Raw genomic sequence first — 12,289 nt, forward strand, 5'->3', positions numbered from 1 at the left:
ATTATTTGCTAAACGTTTGTGCTGCAACCTCGTCCATTACTTTGCGTTGCTGTCTCGACATTTCTTCGAAATATAATTCCTGCTCACCCTCTTTTACTTTTTCCATGATATGACGCTTTTTATGGACATCAGCTAATTTATCACGCTGTTGATCAACCGCCTTTTTTACTGAATTAAGGCTACTATTTACTTTCTTTACCTTTTCATATAGATCATTGATGTACTGCTGTTTTCGTTGCAAATCGTGTAAGCTTGCATATGTACTACTACCATTTTCGCTGATATGGTTTTCAAGTTCTTTCTTAAGTTTTTCTTTCAGAGCATTTAAATGCTTTTTCTTGTTTAATTTTTCTGCAAGCTTCTGCTTCTCAACTTTTTCTTCATGCTTTCGCACTTTTAAAACCGATTCCAACGAAAATTCAAATTTCATAGTGCTTTAGTACTTTCTACTGAATTATTTTTCTAAGCGAACTCCACAAGTTATCATCGAAGTCCGCTTCATTAATATCTTGTATCAAAAATGATTCCAAATCCTCACGTTTTTCCACAGCCTTATCAATCTGGGGATTCGAGCCTTCCACATAAGCTCCAATGTTGATCAGGTTTTCAGCTTCCCGATAGGTGGTTATCATATCCCGAACCTCTCCTGCTAATTCCCTTTGTTCTTGCGTCACAATATTTGGCATAACCCTCGAAATACTCTCCGGGACATCAATAGCAGGATAGTGATTTTTATGGGCTAATCGCCTTGAGAGTACAATGTGACCGTCTAATATGGACCGTACGGCATCAGCAATGGGCTCATTCATATCATCACTGTCAACCAGTACTGTGTAAATTCCTGTGATACTTCCACTCGATGTTTTACCCACCCGTTCAAGAAATTTAGGGAGCATTGAAAAGACGCTTGGAGTGTACCCTTTGGTCGTTGGAGGTTCGCCTGTAGCCAATCCTACTTCTCGTTGCGCCATGGCCACGCGGGTTACGGAATCCATCATCAAAAGGACATTTTTTCCTCTGTCACGGAAATATTCTGCTATTGATGTCGCAGTATACGCTGCTTTAATTCTACTCATTGCTGATTTATCCGACGTCTCTGCTACAATAATCGACCGCTCAAGCAACTCTTCATCAAGTATATCGTCAATAAATTCTTGAACTTCGCGTCCACGCTCACCAATAAGAGCAATAACATTAATGTCGGCATCAGAATGGCGGGCAATCATACCGAGCAAAACACTTTTCCCTACACCCGATCCGGCAAACAATCCAACACGCTGCCCCTTACCAATGGTATTTAATGCATCAATCGCTCGAATTCCGGTACTCATAATGTCGTTGATAGGCTCACGATCAACTGGTGATGGGGGATCATTGTGCACCGGCTCTTGATGCCCACACAAAATGGGACCTTTTTTGTCAATGGGATCACCATTAGCATCAACTACGCGTCCCAACATCTCAGGGCCAACCGAAATGGTCAGTGACTGTCCCATATACTCGACCTTGCACCCTGATCGCATACCCTTAATACTCTCGTAGGGCATCAAAAGCGCATACTGATCTTCCAGCCCAACCACCTCGGCGGGAATAATATTATCCATAATATTTTCAATACCATACACTTCACCGACACTTGCCTGTAAGCCTGTACATTTAATAATAGTACCTACAATAGATGCAACCTTGCCATACCGCTTACTGCCATTGGTAAAATCATCAAGACAACTTCGAATTTGGTCGATATATGTACGGAGATCAGCAGTATCGGTCATTTCCATGAGGGTAGGGTCATATTATCTTTCAGATCGGCAAGTTTTTCTCTAAACCGATGGACCACCGTTTCTTTCTGGGTCTCAAACTCAAATTCCCCGGGATTACAGTCTTCACTTATCCGGATAGAAAGCGAAAGTTCGGGAGCATATTTTTCTACCAATTTCTCTACAAACCGGTAGTCCTGTTCACTTACCCAAAGCCGAGGCTTGATATCCCCTTCCGTTTCATGTAATAGCCCGGATAATTTCTCTTCGAGTTGCTCACGTATAGCAGGGTTTTCTACGGGAATACTTACAATTTTCTCAACCATATCGAACACCAAATCCAACAAGCCCGGATTCAACAGCTGATGCTGTTTTTTCCAATCCTTATGTGCCTTCACTACCAGGTCTTCTAACCGAGCAAGTTTATCATCGACTTGTTGCTCGGCTGCCTCAAAACCTTCCTGATACCCCTGCTCGTGCCCTTTTTCAAATGCTTCTTCCCGGGCTTTGGCCAAGCGCTTTTTCCACTTCGTATCCCGTTTATCAATAAGCTTTTTGACATCTACCTTCTTCTTCGAAGAGGAAGTTTCTGTATCCTCACACTCTCCTGACTTTTTGTATCCCTTACCCTCAAAAGCCAAGTCATAGTCCAACGGGTGATCATCCTCGTCGTACCAATTTATTTCTTCGGTATGTAAAATCTTTTGATCTTCCATAGCGTGCTACTCAACAATTTCTTCTTCGCCCATCTTTCGGGTGGTGATCTGTCCTTCTTCTTCGAGCTGTTTAATCTTTCGAATAATGCGTGACTGCGCCTCCTTTACATCTTTAAGCGGCACCGGTCCAAGGGCATCCATATCTTCCTGGAGCATAGCCCCGGCACGATCCGACATGTTTTCCAGGAATTTCTTTTTCACTTGCTCGTCTACACCTTTCAGCCCCATAACAAGGTCGGTCTTTTCCATCTCGTTGATAATGGTTTGCACCGTTCGATCATTGAAGTAAAGAATATCTTCGAAAAGGAACATTTGCTGTTTAATATCATCGGCCATCTGAGCATCGCGCTCCTCAATTTTACCTAAAATATGACGTTCAACAGCGATCTCAGCTTCGTTAAGAATCTGTGCCACAGCATTTGTTCCACTCTTAATACGATCGCCAACCGTGTACATACCCCCCATCTGTTCTTTGATGACTTCTTCGATTTCTTCTATTACTTCTGTCGAAATTTTTTCCATGGTAGTAAGACGATAAATCACTTCTGCCTGTAAATCACCATCAAGATGCCCCAATATCTCGGCTGTTCTCTTTTCATCCAGCTGAGAAAATATGAGGGCAATCACTTGGGGATGTTCATTTTTCAAGAAATTAGTGATTTGGGTGATTTTGCTTTCCTGGAAATCAGCAAAAGCGGTATTTTCGGAGTTCGCCTTCAGCTTTTGACGCACCTTTTCAGAATCAATGTCATCACCCAGCTCTTCCAACAACTCATTTGCATAATCCTGGCCACCCTCCAGTAGTAATTCATCATTCGACATCATCCGATAATATTCGCTCATTATCGAGTCTACCACATTAGGCTTTATATTATCCATCCCCGCAATAGCAAGCGTAACAGCCTCAATTTCCTCTTCCTTCAGGTATTTAAAGAGCGGTGTAGCATTCTTCGTACCCAAGTTGGTGATAAAAATTGCTGCCTTTTCGGCACCGGTTAGCTGGTCTACCTTACTGATGACTCGCTTTTTATTCTGCTGTGCCATACCGCTTTATTCCTCTTCTGTTGAAATTAACATTGAACGTACAATCTTTGCTGCCTTTTCAGGCTTCATATCAACCATATTTATAATTTCTTCCATGTCGTACTTTTTGGCTTCAAGCGCACGCATTTCTTCTTTTTCTTCATCATTCATAAGCTCTTGTTTGCTCATACCTTCCAATTCGGGATCCATACTTCCATCTGTAAAAACTTCTTGACCATCTCCAAAGGGCGACTGTATTGCCAATCCGGGCTGGCCACTACTCATTTGTCGGCGAATACCGAAGAGCAACCAAGCGATTAATCCAAGTGTTACAAAAATCAAAGCCCATCGCAGAACCCGCGTCCAAGGCCAATAACCATCAATCATTTGTCCTCTTGGAGTTTCCTGCCCAGGCTGCCAGAATTCAACTTGACGTATTGTTATTTCATCTCCGCGTTGGGCTTGGATGCCCAATGCTGAGGTAATCACTTCCCGAAATTCCTGCAATTCTTCTTCGCTATAGGGCTCTGTTTCATATACGGTTTCCCCCCCTTCATTTACCGTTTCTATCTGCTTATGATTTACCAGTACAGAGGCTGAAATATTTGTAATTTCACCCTGTGCTTTTTTATACACTTCTTTGGTTTCACTTACCTCATAATTTCGAGTTCGCGAACTGCTCTCATTTTCATTTGATGATACTATTGAAGTTTCTCCACGTTCATTAACAGGGGTAAACTCATCAATGGGTACTAATTCTGATCCCTCTTGTGTTTGCACCTGCTCATCGCGCTGTTCCGAAATCAGTGTTCGGCTTTCAGGATCAATTTTATTAGATTCACGAACCAGACTGTCAAAATTCTGATCCACGGATACTCGTACGATACTATTCCCGGGACCCAATACCCGATCCAGCATAGTTTGTCCCCGACGGGTTAAATAATCTTCAGTCTTTTGTTCTGACTTCATCCAAGACTCTTCGGAAGCAAAACCACTGTTGCCCTGCTTATCATCCGTCAATCGATTCCCTGCGTGATCAACAATGGTCACATCTTTGGCTTCCAAGCCCTCTACACTACCAGCTATCAACGAAGTAATACCCTCTACCCTGGTTTTATTAAGTCGTTCCCCCCGTTTAAGAGTTAGTAGCACTGATGCCGAAGCTTTAACTGTTGTTTCCTGAAACGGCGATCGTTCTGGCAATACCAGATGTACTCGTGACGATTTGACCTGTTGCAAGCTATTTACTGATCGGGAAAGCTCGCCCTCTAATGCACGCTTGTTGTTAAGCTGCTGCATATAGTCAGTCATCCCAAGCGAATTATTATCGAAAAGTTCATATCCTTTCATATCAGATTGTGGGGCTCCCAGTGGGGCCAGCTCAAGGCGGAGTTGATCTACGCGTTCGCCGGGTACATAAATCGATTGCCCGCCATTATCCAACTCATAGTTCACCCCTCGCTCATCCAGTTCGGTAACAATCTGTTGGGCTGCACCTTGTTCGAGCGATCCAAACAGAAGCGTATAACTGGGACTTAAAGCCCAGTAAAAAACCGTTCCGGCAAAAATCAGGATAGCCCCGACTAAGCCAAAGAATAGCGTACGCTGGGCTGTGGATAGCGGTTCAAGAAATTCTTTAAATTTTTCTATAAATGAACTCATTAATCTACTCTATATTTGCATGCGGCTTACTTCTTGATATGTCTCAACAACTTTATTTCGAACTTCTACCATCAAATCAAAGCTCAGTTTTGCTCGCTGCATCGATATCATTACATCGTGCACATTATCTGTTTCCCCGGCCACAAACTCCTGTACTTTCACATCCGAAGTTTTCATCGTCTCATCAATCCCATTAATAGCATCTGATAATACATCAGAAAAGGATTGCTGATTTTCTTTTTCTGTTACTATTTCCCGCTCAGGCGACGTTTGTTCAATATCATTCACCTGTTGCAAGAGGCCGCTTGCTTCTATTCCTTCAATCATAATGGGGGTAGTTCTGTTTGTCTTTCGAGTTTGGTGTTAAAAATCCGGGAAAATGTCATCAATTGTTATATCTGCAATGCACGCTTCATAATCTCTTTCTCAGCTTCAATACTGCTGAGATTAGCTTCGTACATCCGGTTGGCACTTACAATATTTGTCATCTCCTCAACCATGTCGATATCCGGATAGCGTACCATACCTTCTTCATTTGCGTCTGGATGATTCGGTTCATATTCGTAGCGAAAATTATCCTTTTCAGCAATAGTGTGATTGGGGCCAAGCGATTGCCTATCAACATTGTTTTCAACCGGCATCCTTGGCGATAAGTGCTGCTCGCGCGTTTTGCTTAGGCTTCCCATGCTTTGTGTTAATACTCGTTGGAAGCTCGTGGGTTCTGGTGCTGTTGTCTGGACAGATTGGGGACGATACCCTTGTTTACTGCCCTCAACAGAACTTGTATTTACATTGGCAATATTTCGGGAAGCCACATTAATTCGTTCTCGCTGTACAGCCAATCCCTTTGCTGCTGTCTGAAAAGCTGAAGAAAGTCTATCGGGAATCATGATATTAGATTTAAAAATTATCGAGTTGTACTTGTAATGCCGGTTTGTAGGGTGTCGTAATGATGGCGTAACGCTCGGGTGACAAGCTGTACCCTCATTTGGGTATCGGCCATCTCCAGGAGCTCATTTTCAAGCACCACTTCATCTCCTGTTTCTGAAATACTCGGATTAACCTCGTGCATTGCTTTCCCCGATTTCCTTGCCTCTTGCAATGCGCTTTCAAACTCTACGCTGTGACGGCTATATCCCGGGGTATCAATATTTGCAATATTGGATGAAGTAATTTCTTGGCGCAATGAATAACTATCCATTGCTTTTGCCATAAGCTGACTATGACCACTATCTATTATCTGCATAGCAATAAAATTCATTTTTATTTATACATTTTGTGCCGATCGGCTGGCGGTTTACAAAATTTTCCTCACCTCGGAACAAAATATTATTACTTAAGTATCAACGTGCGTTAATACTACAGGCAATTGCTATGCCAGATACAGAAATTCATAACACCGGTGGCTTTAATACATTTAAGATTTCTTTCTTAAGGAGAACAACTGCATAAATAACCGCCCGGGAGGTAATTTTTTCCTGTAGTGCTTCATAGAATAAATATCGTTCAATATTTAAGTAAGCAGGCTCCCTGCTGATAACTTGGTCAATAGAAGGAACATCATCTCTATTTTTATAGAGTCATTCCTTTGTTAGTCTCAATACAATTAATTATGATGTCTCAAATAAAGAATGCCATCAAGAATCCGGCAGGGATGATACCATTTAACAGCACTGAGCCCACCTTTATCATAAAGATGGGGAGTAAGAAAATTTGTGAAGTAAATGATGCAGCTATCGCAGGCTTTGCCAATAAAAATCCTATTGGTAAAGAGCTTAATGACGTAGTACACATCGTGCCGAATGCAGGTCCTAATATCACCCCCGTATATTTCAACGAAGAATGGTTCATCCTTAAACAGGAAATACTTCTTTGGGAAGGAAGCCAGCATTTGAAGGTACGACTCGAAGGCCGCGAAGGGGTTCCGGACTTTGAGGTGATGCAATCTCTTAAGAATATGATTGGATTTTTACTGCATCGGGTACGTTCCCCTCTCACTGGCATTCAAGGATATGCTGAGTTGATTGAAGACAACAGTGATATTAACGAATCCCAAAGATATCTTGAGAAAATTTCAGCTGGTGTTGATGAACTTTTTAACCTCCTTGATGATTTAGATGATTTAGAAAAAATTTCTCTTGAACGTATAGATTTAAATAACTTTTCAGCAAATCCCTTTAAAATTATTCAAGAAATTGTTTCCGATTATCCTGTTGAAGTACAAAAGAATATCAGCTTCGAGGAAACAACATCTTCTACTCCTCTGCAATGCAATTCAGGAGATATGCGTCGTATTCTTTCTTTTTTAATTGAAAATGCTGTAGAATATGCTCCGGCTGATAAGCATGAAGTAACTATATCACAACCCACTCAAAATTCCATTAAAATTTCACATACCGGAAATCCTATTCCAAAATCGATTTCCGAACAACTCTTTTATCCTTTTGTTACTACCAAAGCAAGAAAATTGGGGATTGGTTTAACGATGGCTTTGCTCTATGCCAAACGGTACTATGGCTCAATATTTGTTACCGAAAATAATCCTTTTGGAGAAATTTCATTTCTTTTTTGCCTGCCACCATCTGAAGATTATCAATCACCTTCTCTATTATAGATAGTCGGCTGCAACCTATTCTATTATTCCGGTATGAACTGCCACATTTCATGCATTCAGTTCTGCCAGTATCCTATCCTTTCTTACCAATTCGCTGATCTTAAGAAAATATTTAATTATCAGTATCTCTAACACACTAATGATAAAAGATAAACATCAAACCATACTACAACTGGTAATAAAGGAGTGATCAAACCAGCTTTGATAGGTACCTATGTATGATAAGAAGCGAACTTTAGACCAAAATAAAAAAAGCACCCCATAACAGGGTGCTCTAATCACTAATTCGGTTGTACATCTAACTTTCCTGGGGCTTACCTACCTACTTCTCATCTGCATTTTCACCAATCATACTCACAATTTGATCTTTTAACAATACGTGCGTCAGTGGTTTTGGAACAAAGCCCAAACCCTGGCGAAGAATAGCATCAATACGCTCCTCATCATTTTCAGTAGATACAACAATAGCCGGAATATGCTGAAAATCCGGATGATCATGGACATAATCGAGCATATCAAGTCCATCCATAACCGGCATATATATATCCACCAACATCAGGTCTATCGACTCATTATCTTTTAGTGCTTTAATACCCTCCTTACCATTTTCAGCCTCATAAATATTTTCTATTTCTATATCCATTTCGACTGATTGTACTGTATTCTTAAGCACGACCCGCATCGCAGCGTCATCTTCAACAATCAATACGTTTATTTTCATATTACTCCAACTTAAATAAGTTATTCTTTTGAAACTTTTTTTATATAAAAAATGCAACAAGCAGTGATATAATTGAAATAACAATCGCCGTTCCCGCAATTAATAATAAACTTTCATGCTGCTTTTTTTCAGCATACTTATCTGCCAGGACCGAAGCCACCAGGGGAAAGTTCACACTTAACCCCTCAAACTTTTCCGTAACAAAAAAAGTTGTTATCTCCCCATCAGTGTCGGTATAACTGTACTTTTTATTAAAATGGTAATATATACGACCAAAAATCATATCCTCTTCCACTCCGCAAGCTTCTGCTATGACCTCAACATCTACTGGCACCCTTATACGTGCTATTCGATCAGGTTCTTTTTTAGCATACTTACGAAAATCATCGTGATATCGATAATAGATATCTTCAAGAATCTCCAAATCCGTAGGTATATCATCCATAAGTACCCCACTTCTTATAATTGGTAATGAACTGTCCCAATATTTCTATCCGGCCAAACCAATATTATTTATATTATTATTTGTCTATCCTAAAAGTAACCGGTAATGAATATTTGACCTTTACTTTTTTTCCGTCTTGTTTCCCTGGTTTAAAATCTACTTTTGTGATACCTTCAACAGCCGCCTCGCCACATCCCGAACCAATATCTCTGATAATCTTAGGGGCTTCGGCTTTTCCGTCAGTATTTACAATAACCTGTAAATATACACGACCCGAAACATTGTTCTTCACAGCCTCTTTCGGGTACTCTATTTCCTTATACAGCGCAGGTAATCCCCCAATAATTTCCGGCATTTCGTCAACCACGGTATGAACTTCTCCCGAACCTTGCCCGAATACTGCTGATGGAGTCATCCCAATAGCAATAATGGTGACTGCTAAAACTGATGAAAATGTAATTGCTCTTTTTAGATATTTAGTGTTATTCATGACTACGTTATGTTTTTGTGACTGTTAAACTGCTATCTCGATTTAGCTGCCTTCAATACGAATTGAAACGCAGCTTTAAAATCCATTAAAATTGTTATCTTCAAATGGTACGTGCTGACCATTTCCAACATTTTGGTTATGGGCACTTCCATTTTGTGAGTTATCAGGTTCAAACTGGTCATCATCTCCGTTTATAGTCTCATCCTGCTTCCCAGTTGTATTTGCTATTGCTTCATTAGACTCTTCACGAACTCCTGCCAAGTCGATCAACGAATCAACAATATTTGTCAACTCTTTAGCTTGTGAGGATAGCTCCTCAGCTGAACTTGCAGACTCTTCTGAGCTGGAGGCGTTGCTTTGAACATTCTCATCTAATTCTCTCATCACAGAATTCATTTCCTCAATTCCATTCTGCTGTTCCGAAGATGCTGCCGATATTTCAACAACAAGGGTATTAACATTCTTTACACTATCCTGTATTTCTTGCAGATTCCCAGATACCTCTTGAGCAACATTAGCACCACGTTCAGAACTATTTTGTGAACTCTCGATCAGCTCCGAAGTATTCTTTGCCGCCTCTGCACTGCGTTGTGCCAGATTTCGCACTTCCTCGGCCACAACTGCAAAACCTTTTCCAGCTTCCCCGGCGCGGGCTGCCTCAACAGCTGCATTAAGCGCCAAAAGGTTTGTTTGAAAAGCAATATCATCAATTGTTTTAATAATCTTCGATGTTTCCATTGAAGCCTCCTGTATTTCATCCATTGCTTCATTCATACGCTCCATAGCTTCAACCCCTTGCGAAACTTTGGGTTTAGCTTCTTTCATAGCTATTTCAGCTTCCTTGGCATTCTGCGCAGTTTGTTTAGATTGGGCTGACATCTCTTCAAGAGAAGCCGTTGTTTGTTGTAGCCCTGCCGCCTGTTCACTTGAACTTTCAGCAAGCTCTTGGCTGGTACCACTCATTTGTACAGCAGAATCGTTAACCTGTCGAGCACCAGCCGACAAACGATCGATTATCTTGCTAAGCACGTGCAAAATGGACTCATTCATAAACAGACCGAAGACCATTGCACCAATCACTGCTATGGCCACCGATACAATCAATACCCAAATCGTATAAGCCACAGTAGCATTTGTGAGCTTACCCTGCTCGGTAGCCCATTGCTGAGATAAGCTTGCAAGGCCGGCAGCGCTACTTACAATATTTTTATATGCCTCAATACGGATCTGTTCCTGCTTATCTACAGTGTTACGCGCTGCAATCATGGTTTTAACGGCACCCACATTATCATTGAGAATAGCCAGCGCAATACTTAGTTGCATGTCTCTTTCAGGATCGGTAGTCCCTTCATATAATTCGCCCATTTGAGACCGTATCTTATTAAACTCATCTTCCAACTCCATGAGATCTTCCGTATTGCGTAAAGCCTCTGACTGCCACAGTTTACTTACACTGTGCAAGAAGTTTTTCGTTATCTCATCAGCCGTAGCAAGTTCTTCCTGAACGTTTTGGATCTCGGTAGCATCAGTAAGGGTTTGTATGCTTTGGTTTGTGACAGCTGTATACTCATTCATAATATCAACAAACTCACCCGTGGCCGAGGCCATATTACTTCGGTATTGATCAAGTTCCTGAATGGCCCTGTAAGAAGAATCTACTGAAGCATTATAAGCCCGAAAGGACTCATCAATTTGGACAATTATTCTTTCAAAGTTCGGGATATCATACGTTTCAGCAATACGTTTTCCCTCTTCAATTTTTTTGTCCACGCTATCTAATTTTACTATTGCTTGTTTATAGAGCGTATCTTTCTGCGTATAATTGTAACGGGACAGGTTATAGCCCGATTCCCACATACCGTTTTCAATAGCATTCGCGATATTCCATTCCGGAATATTCACACCTACCAACTCATTAGTGTTACTATCAATAGCATTTAAAGAGTAAATTGCAATGGCCCCTACAATCAGGGTCATCATAGATCCTCCCAGTACTATAAATAAAATACGTTTACCGATAGTGCGCTGCTCATTTCCGTATCTTGAAGCTATACTTCGTAGTTTATTTCGTATAAAACCCATAATAACGTTTGAACTGTAATGCGAATTTCTCCCGATATATTAACCGGGATAATCCAAATCCACGTTTAAATTAGCTTTGAGAATAATCAGTCTTATTACTTGCTTGTCAATACCTTATCGGCGGGCAATTTTCTTTCTTAAATAAAAAAGAGAAATCTTTTAAACTTATGACTGACAAATAAAAAAGTGCTACCCTTATCCAGGGTAACACTCTAAGGACTATTAGGTTATAAGGAATATTCGTTTTAGGAGTATATTTTTTTAGTTAAAATCCGCTAAAATTATCTTCTTCGTCAAATGGAATCAATTCACTGTCATCACTTTTACTTTCAGATGATGATCCATCATGGTATTCTGAATTAAAAGAACGCCCATTCCCATTTTTCTTTTCAATCTTTTGATATCCATTAGATCCCGCTCTATTTGAATACCCATTTGACTCCCATTGATTGGTATTATTAGAACTCTTAGCATGAGTACCGTCAATACCACCAACCAATCCCATGAGCTCTTTCACGATAGTATTGAGCTCAGCCGCCTGAGAGGAAAGCTCCTCAGCAGAACTGGCCGACTCCTCCGATGCCGAAGCGTTGCCCTGCACTGCCTCATCCATTTCAGTCATGGCCGAGTTAATTTGCTGTACCCCACTTGACTGCTCCTGGGATGCTGCCGAGATCTCCACCACAAGCGTGCTCACATTATTTACACTTTCTTCAATCTTTTCCAGGTTTTTCGACACCTCTTCGGCTACCCGGGCCCCACGATTAGAGCTTTCC

General features: G+C 41.0%; 13 protein-coding genes and 1 pseudogene. 1 reads left to right on the forward strand and 13 read right to left on the reverse strand.

Translation table 11 applies throughout. The features are described from left to right. Position 1: 1 nt before the first annotated feature. From fliJ to CK503_RS07485, 8 genes are all read right to left on the reverse strand, one after another. On the reverse strand, positions 2-430 hold the full coding sequence (fliJ, locus tag CK503_RS07450) for a flagellar export protein FliJ (protein WP_095606164.1): 429 nt from the start codon (positions 428-430) through the stop codon (positions 2-4). A 16-nt stretch (positions 431-446) separates the two neighbouring features. Then, a complete protein-coding gene (locus CK503_RS07455) occupies positions 447-1,775 on the reverse strand; it encodes a FliI/YscN family ATPase (protein WP_095606192.1) in 1,329 nt (442 codons plus the stop codon). After that, on the reverse strand, positions 1,772-2,476 hold the full coding sequence (locus CK503_RS07460; RefSeq protein ID WP_095606165.1) for a FliH/SctL family protein: 705 nt from the start codon (positions 2,474-2,476) through the stop codon (positions 1,772-1,774). The genes CK503_RS07455 and CK503_RS07460 overlap by 4 nt, the downstream gene beginning before the upstream one ends. 6 nt (positions 2,477-2,482) lie before the next feature. After that, positions 2,483-3,520 carry a flagellar motor switch protein FliG gene (gene fliG, locus CK503_RS07465; protein WP_095606166.1) on the reverse strand — a complete coding sequence of 346 codons (1,038 nt, stop codon included), beginning with the start codon at positions 3,518-3,520 and terminating at the stop codon, positions 2,483-2,485. A gap of 6 nt (positions 3,521-3,526) precedes the next feature. Further along, complete coding sequence (gene fliF / locus CK503_RS07470; protein ID WP_095606167.1) at positions 3,527-5,161, reverse strand: flagellar basal-body MS-ring/collar protein FliF; 1,635 nt, start codon at positions 5,159-5,161, stop codon at positions 3,527-3,529. Positions 5,162-5,170: 9 nt separating this feature from the next. After that, positions 5,171-5,488: a flagellar hook-basal body complex protein FliE gene (gene fliE / locus CK503_RS07475; protein WP_095606168.1), complete on the reverse strand. Its 318-nt coding sequence runs from the start codon at positions 5,486-5,488 to the stop codon at positions 5,171-5,173. A gap of 65 nt (positions 5,489-5,553) precedes the next feature. Further along, positions 5,554-6,051 (reverse strand): flagellar basal body rod protein FlgC, encoded by a 498-nt coding sequence (locus CK503_RS07480; RefSeq protein ID WP_095606169.1) that lies wholly within the window; start codon positions 6,049-6,051, stop codon positions 5,554-5,556. 17 nt (positions 6,052-6,068) lie between these two features. Further along, positions 6,069-6,422 carry a flagellar basal body rod protein FlgB gene (locus tag CK503_RS07485; protein WP_217988365.1) on the reverse strand — a complete coding sequence of 118 codons (354 nt, stop codon included), beginning with the start codon at positions 6,420-6,422 and terminating at the stop codon, positions 6,069-6,071. A 351-nt stretch (positions 6,423-6,773) separates the two neighbouring features. Here CK503_RS07485 and CK503_RS07490 point away from each other — a divergent pair, with 351 nt between their 5' ends. Then, the gene (locus CK503_RS07490; RefSeq protein WP_095606170.1) at positions 6,774-7,775 is read left to right on the forward strand and encodes a sensor histidine kinase; all 1,002 of its coding nucleotides are present in this window, start codon (positions 6,774-6,776) and stop codon (positions 7,773-7,775) included. A gap of 322 nt (positions 7,776-8,097) precedes the next feature. Here the strand turns inward: CK503_RS07490 and CK503_RS07495 are convergent, their stop codons facing one another. The 5 genes and pseudogenes from CK503_RS07495 to CK503_RS07515 all read right to left on the reverse strand — a co-directional run. After that, positions 8,098-8,496 carry a response regulator gene (locus CK503_RS07495; RefSeq protein WP_095606171.1) on the reverse strand — a complete coding sequence of 133 codons (399 nt, stop codon included), beginning with the start codon at positions 8,494-8,496 and terminating at the stop codon, positions 8,098-8,100. A 40-nt stretch (positions 8,497-8,536) separates the two neighbouring features. Continuing rightward, on the reverse strand, positions 8,537-8,941 hold the full coding sequence (locus CK503_RS07500) for a hypothetical protein (protein ID WP_095606172.1): 405 nt from the start codon (positions 8,939-8,941) through the stop codon (positions 8,537-8,539). 76 nt (positions 8,942-9,017) lie between these two features. After that, positions 9,018-9,431, reverse strand: coding sequence for an energy transducer TonB (locus CK503_RS07505; protein WP_095606173.1), 414 nt, complete (start codon positions 9,429-9,431; stop codon positions 9,018-9,020). A 75-nt stretch (positions 9,432-9,506) separates the two neighbouring features. Beyond that, positions 9,507-11,513 (reverse strand): methyl-accepting chemotaxis protein, encoded by a 2,007-nt coding sequence (locus tag CK503_RS07510; protein ID WP_095606174.1) that lies wholly within the window; start codon positions 11,511-11,513, stop codon positions 9,507-9,509. Positions 11,514-11,778: 265 nt separating this feature from the next. Further along, positions 11,779-12,289 (reverse strand): annotated as a pseudogene (locus CK503_RS07515) (hypothetical protein); the annotation flags it as partial.

Origin of the sequence: Fodinibius salipaludis, assembly GCF_002287075.1 — a bacterium.
Lineage (GTDB): Bacteria > Bacteroidota > Rhodothermia > Balneolales > Balneolaceae > Fodinibius > Fodinibius salipaludis.

Bases quoted from the DNA above. Each gene is read 5' to 3' on its own strand.
- fliJ (WP_095606164.1), bottom strand. From the start codon at position 430: ATGAAATTTGAATTTTCGTTGGAATCGGTTTTAAAAGTGCGAAAGCAT.
- fliF (WP_095606167.1), bottom strand. From the start codon at position 5,161: ATGAGTTCATTTATAGAAAAATTTAAAGAATTTCTTGAACCGCTATCC.
- CK503_RS07485 (WP_217988365.1), bottom strand. From the start codon at position 6,422: ATGAATTTTATTGCTATGCAGATAATAGATAGTGGTCATAGTCAGCTT.
- CK503_RS07495 (WP_095606171.1), bottom strand. From the start codon at position 8,496: ATGAAAATAAACGTATTGATTGTTGAAGATGACGCTGCGATGCGGGTC.
- CK503_RS07500 (WP_095606172.1), bottom strand. From the start codon at position 8,941: ATGGATGATATACCTACGGATTTGGAGATTCTTGAAGATATCTATTAT.
- CK503_RS07490 (WP_095606170.1), top strand. From the start codon at position 6,774: ATGATGTCTCAAATAAAGAATGCCATCAAGAATCCGGCAGGGATGATA.
- CK503_RS07460 (WP_095606165.1), bottom strand. From the start codon at position 2,476: ATGGAAGATCAAAAGATTTTACATACCGAAGAAATAAATTGGTACGAC.
- CK503_RS07455 (WP_095606192.1), bottom strand. From the start codon at position 1,775: ATGACCGATACTGCTGATCTCCGTACATATATCGACCAAATTCGAAGT.
- fliE (WP_095606168.1), bottom strand. From the start codon at position 5,488: ATGATTGAAGGAATAGAAGCAAGCGGCCTCTTGCAACAGGTGAATGAT.
- CK503_RS07505 (WP_095606173.1), bottom strand. From the start codon at position 9,431: ATGAATAACACTAAATATCTAAAAAGAGCAATTACATTTTCATCAGTT.
- fliG (WP_095606166.1), bottom strand. From the start codon at position 3,520: ATGGCACAGCAGAATAAAAAGCGAGTCATCAGTAAGGTAGACCAGCTA.
- CK503_RS07510 (WP_095606174.1), bottom strand. From the start codon at position 11,513: ATGGGTTTTATACGAAATAAACTACGAAGTATAGCTTCAAGATACGGA.
- CK503_RS07480 (WP_095606169.1), bottom strand. From the start codon at position 6,051: ATGATTCCCGATAGACTTTCTTCAGCTTTTCAGACAGCAGCAAAGGGA.